The sequence below is a fragment of the Paraburkholderia sp. MM5477-R1 genome (assembly GCF_050436385.1).
In the GTDB taxonomy this organism is placed as follows: Bacteria; Pseudomonadota; Gammaproteobacteria; order Burkholderiales; family Burkholderiaceae; genus Paraburkholderia; species Paraburkholderia tuberum.
This window is the reverse complement of record NZ_JBNDMC010000010.1, coordinates 564,019-580,837: the sequence shown is the minus strand read 5'-3', so window position 1 is coordinate 580,837 and position 16,819 is coordinate 564,019. Positions and strand designations below refer to the sequence as shown.

Here is a 16,819-nt window from a genome sequence, read left to right as displayed (position 1 = left end):
AAGGAGACGATATGCAAGTCACTGGTATGTTGTACGGCTCAAGACTGTTGAAATTCGGTGGTTTTCCCACTGCCGAAGTTCTCGGCCCTGACGCAAGCGAAGAGCAGATCAAAGCCCTGATCGATCGTCATGGCTCGGTATTCGTGAAGCCGATGTTCAAGGGTGGGATAGGCAAAAAGGGCAAGGCGGGACTCATCGGGCGAGCGAGCGACCTGAAAACCGCACTGAAGGAGAAGGAGCGCCTGTATTTCACCGAACATCGGCATGGAAATCAGACCGCCAAGGCTAATGGCGTGACCTTCGAAGGCGCAGTGCCGGCGCAGCACGAAGTGTATTTCTCGATCACTGATTCGACGCGCTTCAGGGCGCCCACGATGACACTCACGCATCACGGCGGCGTCGACATCGAAGAACTTGATCCGAGCATGATCGTGCACGTGCCGTTCGATCCGCTCACCGGACTGAAGGCGTTCGTCGTCGCGAACGCGCTGTCGCGCCTGAACGCGCCTAAGGAAATCATCTCGCCGCTGGTGCAACACCTGCCGAAACTGTGGGAGCTCTATCACAACTTCGGTATGACGACGCTAGAGCTAAACCCGATCCGCATGCAGGCCGGTCGCGATGGCCGGCTGACGCCAGTCGCGTGCGATTTCAAATGCGGCTTTGATCGCGACGACGTTCGCTGGCAGCGGCTCGACATACCCGCGCACGTGTTCTCGGTCGACTATTCCGATTTCGAATCAGAGATCAACCAGTTGCGGACCTACCAGGGTCAAAGCGACGTCTACGTGATCAACGAAGGCGGCACGATCCTCGCGCCGACTTTTGGCGGCGGGGCCAACTCGCTGGTGTCGGAGATCCTGGGCGACGACGCGATCATTTCCTCGGACTTCGGTGGGAATCCTCCCTACGAAAAGATGAAGGAAGTGGCTCGCATCTGTTTCAAGCACTGGCTGAAACAGACCAACGTGCTGTTCATCATCGGCGGGAAGTCGAACAACACCGATATCTTCGAGACGCTGCGCGCAATGGCCGATGCGTTGCGCGAGCATTTCAGCAAGAACGGACCGACGCCGCTTTACGTGGTGATCGGGCGCGGCGGCCCTAATCTTGTACGCGGCATGGGCGCAATGCGTGACACCTGCGATGCGCTCGGCCTGCCCTACAGCATTTTCGGGTTCGATTCGGATATCAGCGAAGTCATCCAGTACGCGAAGGCGGCGGACGCGTGGATGAAAGCAGGCGGCCGCGAGCTGGTCACCGCGACGCTCAACAGTGCGCAAGGCGCGCCCGCCCAAGCCTGAGCCGTCATGACTCGAGCATAAATCAATCTGGAGGAAGACCATGTACAGGCAAGGTGCAGGAGATTTCAAATACTACGTCGGCATCAGTTCGCTCGCGCAGGCTGCCTGCCGCGAGGACCGCGTGTGCGTGCTGAACATACTCGGGGGCGAGTCGCGGCAAGTCACGCCGGTGGGCCACGCGTATTCGGGAGGTAACGTCGTTTTCGGCACGTCGCCCGGACGCCGCGGACAGGTGCTGGAGACTTCGCTTGGCAATATCCCCGTGTACAACAGCGTGCTGGAAGGGCTGCAGGACGGCCATCATTTCAACTGCGGCGTGATCTATTTGCCGCCATCCGCCGCGCGCGACGGTGTGGCCGAACTGATTCGCGTTAATCCAGAACTGAAGAAGATCTTCATCGTCACGGAGAAATTGTCCGTGCACGATTCGCGCGAAATACGTGCGATGGGACAGCAAAACGGCATTGACATCTTCGGCGGCAATAGCCTCGGTATTGCCGACGCATGGAACCGCGTGCGCATCGGCGGCGCACTCGGCGGCGATAGCCCTGACGAGGCACTCAGGAAAGGCTCGATTGCGATCTTCTCAAACTCGGGAAACTTCACGACAACGATCGCGACATACCTGCGAATGGCCGGCTGGGGAACGACTACGCTGATGTCGAGTGGGAAGGACGTTTATATCCATTTCGCGGCGCCGGAGTTCGCGTTCGCGCTCGCCAATGACGCGCGCAGCAAGGCGGCCGTGCTGTACTCGGAGCCGGGCGGATACTACGAACTCGAAGCGAATTTCAGCAAGCCGGTGGTCGCCTGCGTGGTCGGCCGCTGGAAGCAGAAACTGACGCGCGCGGTCGGCCATGCGGGAGCATTGGCCGGCGGCAACGACGACGCTGCATCAAAAGAGCGCTGGTTCATGGAGAAGTTTGGCGTCGATCGACCGTTCACACCGGACGATCCGGTGTGCAGCGCAAAAGGCGCGCTCGTAACCAATATCGCCCACATTCCGGCGGCCCTGACGGCGGTGATGCATGAAAACGGCGCGCGGCCCGACTTTGCGCCAGAAGGCAGTCTCGCGCTCAAGCCATGGTTTCGCTCGTCAATAGGAATTGCATTGCCGCCCGAGCTCGACCTGCCGGTTGTCACAGCGTTGCCGCCGTATGACGCACAGATCGCCGCGCTAAACCAACAGGTCGGCATCGTGTTGCCCCGCCAGAATATGAAGGACGCTTCGGGCGCATCGCAGATGGACCCGGACACGCAGGTGACAAGTCTGCACGGCGTGCCGGTGCTACAGGCCGCGCAGTATTCGCTCGAGGGCAACCTTTGCCTCGCGCTGTTGCACGAACCGGGGGGCACAAACGACGCGAAACTCGTCAGTGTTGCGGTCGGTGCCGAACTCAACCTGCATGGCGATACGACGCTCGCGGCGGCGCAGGCCGCTCGTGACGCGGGCAATGCGCCAAACAGCGTACTCGCGTCGGCGGCGAGCATTGTCGGCCCGGGTCGCGCCGACGGCGCGCGCCGGGCCGCGCGAGCGTTGGTCGAACTCGGCACCACGGCTGGCTTGCGGGACGCGCTCGACGAGGGGCTCGAGTTGTCGTTGCGGCAGTCCGACGATGCCGAGACGCGAGCCTTGCTCACGTGTGAGGTGCCTGACGAAAAGGCCCAGGCGATGCTCGCTGGCCTGACGGATAGAGAGGCGAAGTCCGCGTTCATCCGCTATTTACAGGGCCTCGACGGACACCCGAGCGCCGATGCCGTGCTGGCTGCAATCACCACGACGCTCGCGTGGGGGCCGTTGATGCGCAAACGCGTATCGCGGATGACCGTCGAAAACCTGCCATGGTGGATGCGCCTGTTCGGAACGCTGATAGGCGCGTCGGTCGACGCCGGACAACATGAAGCGGGACGCTTCTGCGGTATCGCGATGGACGAGGTGCTAGGACAGCGCTCGCTGACCGATGTTGCGTGCGCTGCGTTGATTGGGGGCAAGCCGGATGAAGCTGAGCTGTTTGGATTTCAGACACTCGTGGGCCTGCTGCTCACGAACGGACCGGGCGCGATTTCCGCGCAGGGCGCGAAGGGCGCGGTATCGGCGGACGGTCCCGAAACGCCGGAACGAGTCCAACTCAACAAAGCGATGGTCGGCTTTCTCACCCACGCGGGCTACGCGCATGGCGGCAATGGCTTCGAGGGGGTGGCGTTCCTGCTTGAGCGTTTCAAGGAGGTCGCGATGACCGATCCCGGTGATCCGGCGCACGGTCTCGACCTGAAAGCGATGGCTGCCGGATTCGCACGTGCATATGGCGAGGAGCGGACACAACGCAAGGAGGTCGGCGCACAGCAAGCCACGGCACTGCCCTGCATCAACCATCCGGTGTTCAAGGGCAAGCCCATCAACGTCGATCCCCGTGAGGCGTTCGTGCGTCAACGCTTCGAGGCTCGGGGCGAGTACAACGTCTTCCACGACTACTACCGTGCGCTGGTGCAGGCGTTGTACGACGAAAACGTGACGCGCAACGTGTTCGCGGTCAACGTGGATGCAGTGATTGCCTCGGTGTTGCTGAAGATGCTGTGGGCGCGCCATCGGGCTGGCGAGTTCTCCAGTCAGGCGCTGGAGACCGCGGCCTTTACCGTGTTCCTGTATGGCCGGATGATCGGCTGCGCTGCGGAGGTTGACGACCACTTGAATCGCGGTCGCAACCTGGACACTCGCACACCTCAGGCAAACGTGCGATTCGTCGCGTGAGAGCCAAAAGCTGTATTACGATCGACTGATCAGTCCGAAGACCGGGCCGCATTCGACTGATTTATCGGAATGCAGCACCGGGCTTCAAACGCCGAGGAGACACGTCGTGCCAGTCACTCCACACACATCACAGCCGGTACCGGTGCCGGCGCCGCAACCCGAAATCAAGCCCCGATTCTGGCCTGAGGGCTGGTGGAAACTGATGGAATACCGGATCGGCATTATTCCGCTGCCGGTCTACGTTATCCTGCTCGCGCTGATCGCGGGTTTCGCGATCACCGGAAAGGTGCCCGGCGAGATATCAATGGCGATCGCCGTATTGGCCTTCTTCGGTTTCACCTGCGCGGAGATCGGCAAGCGCCTGCCGATCGTGCGCAATATCGGCGCGGCCGCGATCTTTGCGACCTTTATACCTTCCGCGCTGACCTACTACCACCTATTGCCCAAGCCAATCCTCACGCTTACCACGGATTTCACGAAATCGACCAACTTCCTGTACCTGTTTATTGCGTCGATCATCGTGGGCAGCATTCTGAGCATGGACCGGCGTGTGCTGATTCAAGGCTTCATCAAGATCTTCGTTCCGCTCGGGCTCGGCTCGGTCGCGGCGGGCATCGTCGGGACGCTGGTCGGCACGGCACTCGGGCTCGGCGCGCGCCATACGTTGTTCTATGTCGTGGTACCCATCATGGCGGGCGGCATCGGCGAAGGCGCGATACCTTTGTCGATCGGCTATTCAGAAATCCTTCATCTGCCGCAGGGCGAATTGTTCGCCCTGGTGCTGCCGCCCGTGATGCTTGGCAGTCTCACCGCGATCATCTTCGCGGGCGCGCTCGATATGGTCGGCAAACGCTTTCCGCATCTCACGGGTCAGGGGCGTTTGCAAGCCGGCGAGGTGGACCAGATGAACCCGGTGGAGGAAGAAATTCGCGGGCACGTCGACGTCTCCCACATCGCGGCGGCTGGAATCACTGCCATTACGCTGTACCTGCTGGGGCTGATGTGTCGCAACATGTTCGGGCTGCCCGCGCCGGTGGCCATGCTGTTTCTCGCGGTGCTGGTCAAGCTCGCGCGGGCGGTATCGCCGCCATTACAGGAAGGCGCGTTCGTCGTATATAAGTTTTTCTCGACGGCCGTGACCTATCCGCTGCTGTTCGCGATCGGCGTGGCGATGACGCCGTGGGACAAACTGATGGCTGCGTTCACGCTGGCGAACATCGTCACGATCGTCGCGACGGTGGCCACACTGATGGGGACCGGCTTCCTGGTCGGGCGCATGTTGAAGATGTACCCTATCGACACAGCGATCGTGAACGCCTGTCACAGTGGGCAGGGCGGGACCGGCGACGTCGCCATCCTCACGGCGGCCAACCGCATGCAACTGATGCCGTTTGCGCAGATTGCCACCCGCATTGGCGGGGCGATTGTCGTCACGGTCACGCTGATAGTTCTAGCGCGCATGGGATGATGAGTTGCTATTGGCAAGCGTCGGGACGCCGTTCCCCACGTCGGGATCGGCAGTCATTCTGCAATTGAGCGCCGCGGGGCGACCTTGGGCATGAAAATAAGCGGTATTCCGTTGTGGGGATGGATGGCCGCCGCCGCGCTTTACGTCGGTGTGGCTGCCGCCGCGGTCGAGTTTGCGTGGGACCGTTCGATCGGTGCGCTTGTGGAGATCGGCGCACACCGGCTCGACCTGTATGCTGCCAGCCTCGGGAGCGAGTTCGGACGCTACGAGATGATGCCTTCGATCGTCGCCAGGCAGGAAAGCGTGCGCGCGTTGTTGAGTGCGATGCCCCACCCACCGGCCGGACTTCTACAGACGGTCAATACCTATCTTGACGCAGTGAATCGCGACGCCGGCAGCGTTGCCGTAGACGTGATCGACCAGCACGGTCTGGTCATCGCCGCGAGCAACTGGAATCGGCCAGAAAGCTTCGTCGGCACCAACGTGTCTTATCGGCCGTATTTCCAGGACGCGCTCGCACATGGATCGGGCCGGTTCTTCGGTATCGGCACGAACACCGGCATGCCTGGCCTCTATTTCGCGAGCGCGGTGCGAGAGGATGGCGGGCCGATCGGGGCCACGGCCGTCAAGGTCAGCGTAGACGCGCTTGAATCTGCGTGGAGAGTGCCGGGCGTCGCGGCGATGGTGATCGATAGTAACGGCGTGATTGTCATTTCCACGGTTCCGGCGTGGAAGTTCACGTCGCTTAGACCGATAACGGCACAGCAGCAACGCCAGATCCAGGCATCGCGGCAATATGCCGGCCGTAGCGTAGAAGCGCTGCCATACCGGCGTCTCGGTGACTGGGACACTTCGGCGTGGTTTGCACGCTTTCCCGACTGGAGTCGCCCAGGCCACGAGCGGCGATACCTGGCAATGTCGCGAACCGCGCCCCAGGCCGGCGATTCGATCATGATTCTGCTCGACGTGTCCAGCGCGCGGCGCCAGCAACAAATCGCGCTTGCGTTCGTCACGGGGGGCTTCCTCATCATCGGACTGTATTGCCTCTATGCGATCCAGCGCCGCCGCGCCATAGCGGAAAAACTCAGGGCACAGGACGCGCTGCGCAGAGCCAATGATCGGCTGGAGATCACGGTTCGCGAGCGCACGGCGGCACTGACGCAGGCCAATGAAAGGATGCGGGAGGAGATTGTCGAGCGCACACGCACCGAGCAGCTACTGCGGGATTCCCAGCAAGAGGTCGTGCATGCGGGCAAGCTCGCGGTGCTCGGACAAATGGCGGCCGGTCTGACGCATGAACTGAACCAGCCGCTCGTTGCCATCAAAACGCTCTGCGACAATGCACGGACGTTTTTCGAACGCAATCAGCCTGCGCCTGCCATCGGAAACCTCGAGCGAATTTCGCGGCTCGTCGACAGCATGGCGATACTCACAAGCGAACTTAAGACCTTCGCCCGCAAGCCTGAATTCGAACGTGTCGCGGTGTCACTGAATGAAGCGGTCGCGCATGCGGTGCTGATCTACGAAGCACGGATTCGCGATGAGCAGGTGCAACTCGATGTCCTGATCCCGGCCGGCACGACGATATGCGCAGAGCCGAGCCAGCTGCAGCAGGTGATCGTCAACCTGCTCGGCAATGCGCTGGATGCCGTCGCGGATCAGGATAAGCGCGTGATCGCCATCGAAGCTTCCAGAACCGAACGGCCGAGCCGTGTGCGGTTCACCGTCAGCGACAGTGGCGCGGGCATCGCGCCGGAGGTTCTGGCGCATCTATTCGAACCATTCGTGACGACGAAGCCGCGAGGCCGCGGCCTGGGTCTCGGGCTCGCGATTACCTCGCGTCTTGTGGACGGCTTTGGGGCGCGAATCTCCGCTGCAAACCGACCCAACGGCGGCGCACAATTCACGATTGAATTCTCCGTGGCGACGGAGCAGGAGGCAGCCAATGGGCGATGAGATCAGCGTTGTTGTGGTCGAAGACGATGAGAACGTGCGTCTCGGCGTCGAGCAGGCGGTTGCTTTGGCTGGCTTTCCAGTGCGGGCGTATGAGTCGGCGGCCGCGGCGCTGGCGGAGGTCGCACCGGGTGCACCGGTGGTGATCGTGTCCGATGTACGGATGCCGGGCATCGACGGTCTGAAATTGCTCGAACGTGTCCTTGCGATCGATCCACAGATCCCTGTTGTACTGATCAGCGGGCACGCGGACATCGCGACAGCGGTGGGGGCGATGCGAACGGGCGCCTATGATTTCATCGAGAAGCCTTTTTCGTCGGACCACATCGTGAGTCGTGTGACACGCGCAGTCGAGAAGCGCCGTCTAACGCTCGAAGTGCAGGGTTTGCGCGCGGCATTGCACAACTGGCAGGGAATAGAGGCGCTTGTGCTCGGCAAGTCACCCGCGATCGTCGAGGTTCGACGGAAAATCCTGCGGCTGGCGGATACCTCAGTGTCGGTGCTGATTACCGGCGAAACGGGCACGGGCAAGGAACTGATCGCCCGTGGACTGCACGATTTCAGTGGGCGCCGCGATCATCATTTCGTTGCGCTCAACTGTGGCGGCTTACCGGAGCAGCTATTCGAGAGTGAGCTATTCGGTCATGAGGCCGGTGCGTTCACGGGTGCAATCAAGAACCGCATCGGCAAGATCGAATGGGCCACCGGCGGCACGCTCTTTCTGGACGAGATCGAAACCATGCCGATCGCATTGCAGATCAAGATGCTGCGGGTATTGCAGGAACGCCAGATTGAGCGACTGGGCTCGAACGAGGCGATAGCTGTCGATTGCCGGATCGTGGCGGCATCGAAGGCAGATCTCGTCGAACTTGCGACAGACGGACGTTTCCGCGCTGACCTGCTGTATCGGTTGAACGTCGCGCTGATCGATTTACCCCCTCTGCGCGAACGTCGAGAAGACATACCGCTGCTATTCGAGCACTTCGTACTCGCTGCCGCACTTCGTTTTGGGCTGTCGGCTCCGATTGTGTCTGCATCCCAGGTCTCGGAGCTAATGACGCATCAGTGGCCGGGCAATGTGCGGGAATTACAGAACGTCGCGGATCGCTTTGTCCTTGGGCTCGATGGCGACCGCCTGCTGCCGGCCGGCGGGCAGCGGATTAAAACCGGAACGCTTGCGGAGCAACTTGCCCATTTCGAACATATGCTGATCGCGGATATGCTGCGGCGGCACAACGGGAATATCGCCGAGGCCAGCGCTGAACTGGGAATGCCGAAAAAGACGCTCTATCACAAGGTGCGTCAACTGAAGTTTCCGGGCGGAGACGAGCAAAGCGAAGGACTCGACGCTTGAGGGAGCGCCCCGATCATGCAGCGCTCAATATCGCGAATCGTGGCTGCTTCCTGGGTGGAACGGACGTGTGAATGTCCGAGTAACGACGCGAACGAATGACGGTTGATGGCCGCACTGAGACCGACGATCTGACGTCGTCTGTCTGACCAAGTCCTATTTTCTACGCAGCGACTGACTACCCGGCAACGGCGATGTCGCAGCCGAATGGACAAACCGGCACAGCCGGTCGCACGATTCGATATAACGATATTTCGGCACACTGCCAAGCACCTCGTCGTAACGCGACGCGACCTGTCCGACAGTGACGGTATGTTCCGTCGACACCTGCCAGCAATGCCCCTGTGCGGCAGCGGAGATACTGCTGTCCAGCACGGTCCCCGCTTCGCGAAAAAGCGCGACGTCTGCTTCCGGGCAAGCGGTTCCGAGCATGAAGTACGTCATATAGAGCATCCGCAGCAGACTCACCATCGTCTCTGCCGTCCCGTGCCCGGATCGAAAGACCGCCAGAGCAAGATGGCCTTCCAGAGAAAGATCGCTCAAGAAAGCCACACGCACCATAAAGCCCTCGATTGAAGAGTTCCTGCATAGGGACCGGCAGCTTTTGCGTCAGGAATACAAATGCGGTGCCGTCGACAACCCAGTACCGTACGAGCCATCTGCCGCCACGGCCGGTCCCTGCTGATCGAGGATCGTTCAATCAGTGCCGTATTGAGGTGACCGTGGCCCGTAAAGCAGCCCGTTCGGCGGGCCGGCACGCAGAAGCCGATAGCTCGTCACTCCGGCAATATCGTGCCCCCTGTCCGTCAGCGAATTCGCAACCTGCTTGATCGCTGCCATGACCAGCATGCCGATCAGGCCACCGCCAGCATTGTTGTTGCCCTCATTGCTGTTGGCGCTCGCACTACCCTGCCATAGCACGTCACCGGTCTTGAGATCGACCAGCCTGGCGGACGCCGTTACTACTGTTGCACTGTCGACGACGTGGTACACGGTGCCGTACTGTGTGATCTTCGAATACAGCGCGGCGTCAGCACCGAAGATCTCCCGAAGCTTCGCGGGGGAGGTTGCCTGAATATCGGCCGGGACGGTCAGGCCGTTCTGGCGGAATGTCTCATCCATCACCGCCACTGGCACCACGTAGTAACCCGATTCGGCGAGTGGCATCGTCATCTGCGAAAGCATGCTGTTCGTCGCCTGCACGTCGGTCGTGTCGTTTTCGGGCGGTAGAACGAGGATTGAGTGCGGCCGGCTGTTCCTGAAAGCGGTGTAATCGGCATGCTTGACGGGTTGCGCACACGCAGCTAACAACGCGAACGTCGAGAGGGCAAACCAAAGTCTGAAAGAAAGGAATCTGGACATGACGGCTCGCTTAAGGCTGTTTCGTTTTATGTTTCATCAGGAAGTCCATGTAGGTCGAGGACTCCGGAAACAGCTGTTTCTCGGACTCGAACTCCTGCATGGCCTGGGTGTCGTTCCCGACACTCGCGTACAGCATGCCCAGTTGCGCATGAAATCCCGGGGGCGGCATGTGCCCCTTGCCGCTGATGTCCTGGAGGGCCTTTTCCAGCGCATCGATCTGCTCCTGCGGAGCCTTTTCTCCCTTGAGATAGTCGTACACGGCTGGCTGGTAGCCGGTCCACTGGTAAAGCGGCTGGGGGCGGTTCGCCGCGCATCCCGTGAGGAGCATGGCTGTCGCCATTACTGGCAGACAGATTCCCCGCATCATGCGGCTATGTTTCATCGTGAATCGCGTCATTATGTTTATTGCAGCTACGGTTGAAAGTGGATGGACGCAATGGCCCGGCGCACTTACTGTGCGGCCTTGAGCGTACCTGCATCGACCTGCTCGACCAGGTGATTGACGGCCTCCTGGATCGCCAGATCGAGCACCTTGCCGTTCAGTGTCGAGTCGTAGCCGGCGGTTCCGCCAAAGCCGATGACTTCACGGTTCGAAAGGCTGAACTCGCCCGCTCCCTGGCTCGACGCCACGACTTCCGATGTCGTCGTGTCGACGACGTTCAGGCTGACCTTTGCGTAGGCCACCTGACTCTTGCCACGGCCGAGGATGCCAAATAGCTGCCGGTCGCCAACCTCCTTGCGACCGAACTCCGTTACGTCCCCGGTGATGACGAAGCGCGCCCCCTTGATCGATTGTGCTTTTTTGAGGAAGCCTGCTTCCTGGCGGATTTCGTCGAGGTTGTCGCGATCGAGCACATTGAAGCGCCCAGTCTGCTGCAGCGCCGTCATCAGGATGGTTTTGGACTGACCACCGAGACGGTCAACGCCGTCCGAGAAGATGCCGCGCATATAGCTCGACCGGTTGTCGAACTTGCCGACTGAAATGCCGATGGGTTGGCCCACCGCTGGCTTCTGCGCACTGGCGACGGGAGGCACCGGCAGCGAGCGCGACGACTCGGTTGCACATCCGCCCAGCGCCATCACAACGGCAACAGCAACGGCTCCAAGCCCATTCGTTTTCGATAACTTCATTTTGTTTTCCTCTTTGTTGAAACGCCGAAAACCCGGATAGCGTCGGCGGGGTGAATTTCAGAATTGAGCGGTCAACTGGAAACCGAGCGTCACGCGCGCAGTGGGAAAATCTGACGGCTTGTAGATCGGCGTCCCGGCGAACAGGTCATAGGCGAGCGCGCCAGCCTTTGCTGATGCACTACCGCGCACACCGATCACCGCACCTGCCAGCTGTGTACCGGCGAGATATGCGGCGTTCGGTCCGAACACGTGCCCGTAGTCGATGCCTGCGTAAAGTGACTGTCCGGTCGATCCAACCGGTAGCTGCAAGTCGTTGCGCCAGAAGAAACCGCGTTCGGCCGCGAGCATCGTTTCGCCGTCGAAGCCGCGCACCGTGTAGCGGCTGCCGATGGTCAGGTCATCGATGTAGTTCAGCGTGTTGTTCGTGAACTGCCCATGCACGCTCGTCACGTAACGCAATGGCTGGCTTGCTATCCTGAACGGCATTGACAGGTTCGCGTCGAGGATGGCCATGCGGAAGCGGTAAGTCGGGCCATTCTCGTAGAAGTCTGGTGTCGCCCCGAGTCCGCCCACACCCTGACGGTACGCGAGGCTGCCGTCGAACTGCGAACTGCCGAAGTAGTGGCGATCGGTCAGGCCGGCCTCGATGAACGTGTTGTTGCGCCGCTGCTGCGGGATATCGGTGTCTTCAATGAAGCTTTCACCGAAGCGCTTCGTCAGGCGGAACTGTGCGCCAAGTACGTTGTTCTGGCTGCGCATCAATACCCGCTGAAGTTTGAAATCGACGGTCTGCGAGTTGCCGCTCGACACGAACGTCTGGTTGGCGCCCGCAATCTGCTGGTAGTACGTGTTCGTATAGGCCGATAGCGTGCCGGTCCAGTAGCCCCACGGAACCGAATAGAAGCCGTTCCAGCCGTGCGAACCGAGATCTTTGTCACCGAATTGGAGGTCCTGACTCACACCGACGTTGAAAATGTCGTTCAGCCCGAGCGGATTGTCGATGCCAAGGCTCAGGTTGCCTTGCAGCTTGCCGGTCGCCCGCGTGCCTGAGTTGTCCACCGAGGCGACTACCGTCCAGGGCTTCGCGCGCTTTACCGTCACGACCACATCGCTTTCGCCCGGTACGTCAGTGGGTTCGACTTTCATGTCAACGTCCTGACTGCTGACGCGCTTCATCTGTTCGAGTCCCTGTTCGAGGTCACGCAGGTTCAGCATGTCACCCTCGCGGGCCGGGAAGGCGGTTTTCCATGTGCCGCGCGTGGCGGGATCGGCAAAGCGGATCGTGCGCACGACACCCGGCACCAGTGCGAACTTCAGCACGCCGCTTGACAGGTCCTGCTCAGGCAGCAGTACGCGTGTGGTGATGTAGCCGCGACCGAGAATAGCCTGCTGCAATCCTTTCGTGAGCGTGTCGAGTCCTGCCTTGCCGATGCATTGCCCCCGGTAATGGTCGAGCCATTCGCGTGCGAACGCGAAGCGGGCGAGCGGCAACGCGGATGCACCCTGTTTGCGCACGGCATCAGGTAACGTGGCAGGCACGTCGAGCACGAACGAGTCAATGCGGAAGCACGGCGTTTCAGCCGGCAGATCAGGCCAGCCAGAGGCACGCTCAACCGTCGAACGCACGGATGGCGCGTTGACAGTCGCATCACGTTCCTGCGCATTGCGTTGCTGCTCGACCTGCTGGTTCTGCTCGGCGCTCGCGCGTGCCGCTGCTGCTTTGTCCGCTGGTGTAAGCGTCGGCGTCTGCTGCGCGAAGGCGAGCGATGCCAAAGCCGTGAGCGGCAGAGCCGCCAGCCATTTTCTGATTTTCATACATCTATATTTTTTTGACTACTTACGTGTGCGTGAACGTTCGACGCGATCAGCGAACGCCGCCCCCAAGAGACACAGGCCAACCCCCGGTGCGAGAATCGTTAGGTCTGGCCGACACGTTCCAAATATTCCGAATCCCAGTACGACAATCGACATGAGTAGAACCATCGGACGAGTCACCAGCTTTGCCAACTCATGCGGCATCGAGGGGCGACCAATCAAACATGCACAGATTACAAAGAATAACGACAAGCCAGCTTGGAATCCCGCCTTTGATGCATCCACGGAGTAGACGACGCAAAATGCGATCGCATAGATTACTGCAAGCTCGACCCAATAGACGACTAGGTGAAGGGTGCGTGGTTTCATTGTTTGCGTCCAAAAATGTCATTGATTGACGGTACAACGAACGTTGGACGAAGTGGATTCCCTGCGCCAATACCAGCACCGAAACCGACTCCAGGGAACTTTCATTTTGGTTCAAGCGTTGATTTCTGCTAGTCACATGGCGGCGAAAAGCTGGCTGACTTTGCGGTTCATTCATTATTCTTGTCGTCCTTCGTCTTGTAACTATCGCGCGCCTTCTTGTAGCTGTTGTCAAAGGGTTTGATGTGCAGCAACTTCGCCCGACTTGTCATGCCACCAATCAGCGCAATAGCAAAGCCCAAAAGCAAAAAAACTCTGGCCCAAAAAATCTCGAGCTTGCACTCGATCGCAACGACAACAAATACCGTTCCGATAACGATCAGCAGCAAGCGTAACCATGACGTGAGATTTCCGTCCTCGATTAATTTGATCTTCATTGTTTTCCCGTAGAAGGTTTTGTGCCGACAATAGTATTCAACTTGCTCTGTGCTTAAGTGAGGGTTCCTTGGCTCCCTATTCTCTCGGATAGCGCTTTGGCAAGGCGATCAAGACTTTCGACATTACCCCACAAGACGACGCGAGTACCATCCAGATCAACCGTCAACTTTCCACGATGCACATGTTTCTCACGCAGCAGTCGAATGTCTTTGTAGGAGTATGACCGCGCAGTCATGAAGCACACCACGAGGTGCTGCTCGTACGCGCTAAATCTATAGAGCGCGCCCCCCGAGCGAAAAGCCGAATCGCCGAACGATGCAACCGCTCGCGCTTTCGCAATCCATCGACCCGCGTTTCTGTCCACTGTTCTCAAGGCTGCCGGAAGCAAGACGAAGATCAGAAGTACGACCGCAATCAGCAGTCCGATCACGGCAGCCCCTTCCAGGGGGCTGAGAGTTGTCTGAAGGAACGGTTTCATTGTTTCGCCGGAGATTGATACGTAGGATCGATAGAAGCGTTGATGGGCGTACTGAAGCCCGCGCCGATACCAAGGGAAACACCATTGATGTAGCGCGCGGCGTCGTACCACGATTTTTCCTGCCACGCTGTTACGTTACTGGGGGTTACCTGCACGCCCAAATACTTGCCAATACCTACCCCGACCGACGTAGGGCCCGAATAACGCGAATCGCCCGAGAAACTGATACTCGCGCCGAAGTCGCCTAAGCTACCGAGCGCAACATCGGGCTTAAGTGAGGCAGCGCCGTTCTTATTCTTTGAACGCGCCACGAATGCACGCCCAATATCTCAGGCCTCACCGTCCCGCTTGAACCATGGACCAAATTTTTCGGGATCATCACTCAACATTCCGGCCTTGCGAAGATGCTTCGGTAGTAACCGAATAAACCAAATCATTAGCCCAATGAAGAGAGGGAGACCAATTAACGACATAGCCTTGTTTTCATCAAGCTGGAAAGCCATACGGCAAAGTCCAGCAATAACAAAAGCCCAGCATCCAGCTCCCCCAGTTGCAATTCCACCAACCACAGCGGCTATTTGGATAGTTGCGTAGAGTCTTCTCCAATTCATTTCTGGTCTCCGGCATGCCGGATGTCATTGATAACCGTCACGCCCTTTGTGCCTACGCCAAACAGTAGTATTCCCTGATTCGTACCATATGGAAGCGCCTGGTTAACAAATGGAATCAGTTTGTTGTTACTGATCTGCGGCACCGTCACATCAAACATCGAACTCGGACGGTTCAGACCATCAGCAATGCCCATCTTGAGCGGAACGGGCGCATTCAGCGCGGCAATTGAGAACACAAAATTAGCGCCATCATATGCGACATTTCCCCACGTCGGCGACACCAGATTGAATCCATACCGCAATGGATTTGTACCCGGTGAACTGATGCCGTTATAGCGGTTATACAAACCATCCACTCCTTCGGCCATTTCACTCAAACCGAACGCGACCATCCAGCCTCCGCTTGTTGCGCACCCTACGCCCGTCGTCGCACAAATACCTGCACCCGTCTTGACCGTCAAACCGCCCGTTACGATCTTGGCCGCATCCTTTGTCACGCCCAGCGGATCACTCTGAAGCGCATCACCAATTTTCTGTGTCGGCGTATAGACAAACAATCCCGCCTCCTGCTGACGATTCACCCAATCAATCTCCGGCCCAAGCTGCGACGCCTCAAGCTGGCTCACGTAATTCGCGTTGTACTGGTCGCTTCCCTGGGGATGCTCGGCCCAGCATTTCACTACGTAGCACGCCGCCTGCGTCAGCTTTTTCTCTTCCGCCGCGTCGCCGTTGGCCTTATCCGCAATCGCCTTCTTCTCATCCGGATGCAACTGCCTATTAAACCGGTCCACGTTGTACCCCGAGACTGCACCTGCATTGCCGCCGATTGCCGCGCCTGCGCCCGTGGCAATCGCATTGGCCACGATGTTCCCGAGAGCTTCATTCATTGCCGCATTGCCAGTCGGATTCGAACCGGCAATTGCGTCGCTCAGGTTGTTCAACTGTCCGGCCGCAATCGACGCAATCGACGCAATCGCAGCGCCGGCAGCGCCACCGATGGCATTGCCACCTGCCAGGCCGGTCACAAGGGCCGCGCCCGCAGCCTGCATCATGGCGCGATCTGTGCCGCCTTCCTTCCACGCGTTCATGCCTGCCTGATCGCCTGCAGCGGCTGCATCAACGATTCATTCGTCCTGTTTGTCGTCCTTCGTCTTGTAGCTATCGCGTGCTTTCTTGTAGCTGTTGTCAAAGGGCTTTAGACCTAACGCTTTCGCGCGTGAGGCGTATCCGCCTACCGCGGCAACTGGCAAGCCTAAGATCACCAATGCAAGGGCTATAACGCGTGGAAGAAAGTCAAGCGCAAGACCACAGGCAAACATTCCGATGCCCAAAACTATGAGGCTAATTCGTCCCCATTCCGCGATGTTTCCGTCGACGATCAATCTAATCTTGCTCACTGAAACTTCCCTTTTAGCTTAGACCACTGCGTATTCACCCAGTCCTGCGCGCTCTGTGCTTGTCCACTATTGCCGGTTATGTTGCCGAACTCGTTAATTACTGGCGCAGCTAACGGGTAACGTCCAGTCATTGCGCCGGTTACTTGGCCAATTGCCGTTGAAACCGCATAGTTCCCGAAGTTCGGGGAGGCCGCCTGCTGGATACCATTAAGCAACCATGAACCGACCGAGGCTCCGACTGCAATGCCTTCGGCCGGAATCGACAGGTAGGGAATCGGCGAGCCCGCAGCCGCCAAGGTAGTCGCAATTGCCGACGTGCGGTCAAGTTGAGTTGCACCGAAACCAGCCATGGCGCCGGTCGTATCCCGCATAAATTGCGCATCCGATTGGTCGAAC

Annotated in this window: 16 protein-coding genes; 5 read left to right on the top strand and 11 right to left on the bottom strand. The window is 59.3% G+C overall.

Going from position 1 to position 16,819, the window contains the following annotated elements; all coding sequences use genetic code 11:
- Positions 1-11 precede the first annotated feature (11 nt).
- From OKW35_RS46500 to OKW35_RS46480, 5 genes are all read left to right on the top strand, one after another.
- Positions 12-1,304, top strand: coding sequence for an ATP citrate lyase citrate-binding domain-containing protein (locus OKW35_RS46500; protein ID WP_429555588.1), 1,293 nt, complete (start codon positions 12-14; stop codon positions 1,302-1,304).
- A 40-nt stretch (positions 1,305-1,344) separates the two neighbouring features.
- Positions 1,345-4,053: a CoA-binding protein gene (locus OKW35_RS46495; RefSeq protein WP_429555587.1), complete on the top strand. Its 2,709-nt coding sequence runs from the start codon at positions 1,345-1,347 to the stop codon at positions 4,051-4,053.
- Between the two features lie 142 nt (positions 4,054-4,195).
- Complete coding sequence (locus OKW35_RS46490) at positions 4,196-5,521, top strand: 2-hydroxycarboxylate transporter family protein (protein ID WP_311734819.1); 1,326 nt, start codon at positions 4,196-4,198, stop codon at positions 5,519-5,521.
- A 90-nt stretch (positions 5,522-5,611) separates the two neighbouring features.
- On the top strand, positions 5,612-7,477 hold the full coding sequence (locus OKW35_RS46485) for a sensor histidine kinase (protein ID WP_429555586.1): 1,866 nt from the start codon (positions 5,612-5,614) through the stop codon (positions 7,475-7,477).
- Positions 7,467-8,828: a sigma-54-dependent transcriptional regulator gene (locus OKW35_RS46480; protein ID WP_184061845.1), complete on the top strand. Its 1,362-nt coding sequence runs from the start codon at positions 7,467-7,469 to the stop codon at positions 8,826-8,828. The genes OKW35_RS46485 and OKW35_RS46480 overlap by 11 nt, the downstream gene beginning before the upstream one ends.
- Positions 8,829-8,981: 153 nt before the next feature.
- Here OKW35_RS46480 and OKW35_RS46475 read toward each other — a convergent pair whose 3' ends face one another.
- The 11 genes from OKW35_RS46475 to OKW35_RS46425 all read right to left on the bottom strand — a co-directional run bounded on the left by OKW35_RS46475 (position 8,982) and on the right by OKW35_RS46425 (position 16,794).
- Entirely contained in the window at positions 8,982-9,386 is a 405-nt protein-coding gene (locus tag OKW35_RS46475; RefSeq protein WP_260321252.1) for a hypothetical protein, read from the bottom strand.
- 135 nt (positions 9,387-9,521) lie between these two features.
- Positions 9,522-10,187: a DUF799 domain-containing protein gene (locus OKW35_RS46470; RefSeq protein ID WP_429555585.1), complete on the bottom strand. Its 666-nt coding sequence runs from the start codon at positions 10,185-10,187 to the stop codon at positions 9,522-9,524.
- A gap of 10 nt (positions 10,188-10,197) precedes the next feature.
- On the bottom strand, positions 10,198-10,515 hold the full coding sequence (locus tag OKW35_RS46465) for a DUF4810 domain-containing protein (RefSeq protein ID WP_429403651.1): 318 nt from the start codon (positions 10,513-10,515) through the stop codon (positions 10,198-10,200).
- 122 nt (positions 10,516-10,637) lie between these two features.
- Positions 10,638-11,318 (bottom strand): CsgG/HfaB family protein, encoded by a 681-nt coding sequence (locus tag OKW35_RS46460; protein WP_429555584.1) that lies wholly within the window; start codon positions 11,316-11,318, stop codon positions 10,638-10,640.
- 57 nt (positions 11,319-11,375) lie between these two features.
- Complete coding sequence (locus OKW35_RS46455) at positions 11,376-13,133, bottom strand: ShlB/FhaC/HecB family hemolysin secretion/activation protein (RefSeq protein WP_429555583.1); 1,758 nt, start codon at positions 13,131-13,133, stop codon at positions 11,376-11,378.
- Positions 13,134-13,669: 536 nt separating this feature from the next.
- On the bottom strand, positions 13,670-13,936 hold the full coding sequence (locus OKW35_RS46450; protein ID WP_429555582.1) for a hypothetical protein: 267 nt from the start codon (positions 13,934-13,936) through the stop codon (positions 13,670-13,672).
- Between the two features lie 475 nt (positions 13,937-14,411).
- A complete protein-coding gene (locus tag OKW35_RS46445; RefSeq protein WP_429555581.1) occupies positions 14,412-14,726 on the bottom strand; it encodes a hypothetical protein in 315 nt (104 codons plus the stop codon).
- Positions 14,727-14,744: 18 nt separating this feature from the next.
- A complete protein-coding gene (locus OKW35_RS46440; RefSeq protein WP_429555580.1) occupies positions 14,745-15,026 on the bottom strand; it encodes a hypothetical protein in 282 nt (93 codons plus the stop codon).
- Positions 15,023-16,114, bottom strand: coding sequence for a hypothetical protein (locus OKW35_RS46435; RefSeq protein ID WP_429555579.1), 1,092 nt, complete (start codon positions 16,112-16,114; stop codon positions 15,023-15,025). Before OKW35_RS46435 ends, OKW35_RS46440 begins: the two co-directional genes overlap by 4 nt.
- Positions 16,115-16,150: 36 nt before the next feature.
- Positions 16,151-16,423 carry a hypothetical protein gene (locus OKW35_RS46430; RefSeq protein WP_429493431.1) on the bottom strand — a complete coding sequence of 91 codons (273 nt, stop codon included), beginning with the start codon at positions 16,421-16,423 and terminating at the stop codon, positions 16,151-16,153.
- Positions 16,420-16,794: a hypothetical protein gene (locus OKW35_RS46425; protein ID WP_429555578.1), complete on the bottom strand. Its 375-nt coding sequence runs from the start codon at positions 16,792-16,794 to the stop codon at positions 16,420-16,422. Before OKW35_RS46425 ends, OKW35_RS46430 begins: the two co-directional genes overlap by 4 nt.
- Positions 16,795-16,819: the final 25 nt, after the last annotated feature.

What these genes read in the sequence shown, in the direction of transcription:
- OKW35_RS46500 (WP_429555588.1), top strand. Translation starts at nt 12, where the DNA reads ATGCAAGTCACTGGTATGTTGTACGGCTCAAGACTGTTGAAATTCGGT.
- OKW35_RS46495 (WP_429555587.1), top strand. Translation starts at nt 1,345, where the DNA reads ATGTACAGGCAAGGTGCAGGAGATTTCAAATACTACGTCGGCATCAGT.
- OKW35_RS46485 (WP_429555586.1), top strand. Translation starts at nt 5,612, where the DNA reads ATGAAAATAAGCGGTATTCCGTTGTGGGGATGGATGGCCGCCGCCGCG.
- OKW35_RS46480 (WP_184061845.1), top strand. Translation starts at nt 7,467, where the DNA reads ATGGGCGATGAGATCAGCGTTGTTGTGGTCGAAGACGATGAGAACGTG.
- OKW35_RS46475 (WP_260321252.1), bottom strand. Translation starts at nt 9,386, where the DNA reads ATGGTGCGTGTGGCTTTCTTGAGCGATCTTTCTCTGGAAGGCCATCTT.
- OKW35_RS46470 (WP_429555585.1), bottom strand. Translation starts at nt 10,187, where the DNA reads ATGTCCAGATTCCTTTCTTTCAGACTTTGGTTTGCCCTCTCGACGTTC.
- OKW35_RS46465 (WP_429403651.1), bottom strand. Translation starts at nt 10,515, where the DNA reads ATGCTCCTCACGGGATGCGCGGCGAACCGCCCCCAGCCGCTTTACCAG.
- OKW35_RS46460 (WP_429555584.1), bottom strand. Translation starts at nt 11,318, where the DNA reads ATGAAGTTATCGAAAACGAATGGGCTTGGAGCCGTTGCTGTTGCCGTT.
- OKW35_RS46455 (WP_429555583.1), bottom strand. Translation starts at nt 13,133, where the DNA reads ATGAAAATCAGAAAATGGCTGGCGGCTCTGCCGCTCACGGCTTTGGCA.
- OKW35_RS46450 (WP_429555582.1), bottom strand. Translation starts at nt 13,936, where the DNA reads ATGAAGATCAAATTAATCGAGGACGGAAATCTCACGTCATGGTTACGC.
- OKW35_RS46440 (WP_429555580.1), bottom strand. Translation starts at nt 15,026, where the DNA reads ATGAATTGGAGAAGACTCTACGCAACTATCCAAATAGCCGCTGTGGTT.
- OKW35_RS46435 (WP_429555579.1), bottom strand. Translation starts at nt 16,114, where the DNA reads ATGAACGCGTGGAAGGAAGGCGGCACAGATCGCGCCATGATGCAGGCT.
- OKW35_RS46425 (WP_429555578.1), bottom strand. Translation starts at nt 16,794, where the DNA reads ATGCGGGATACGACCGGCGCCATGGCTGGTTTCGGTGCAACTCAACTT.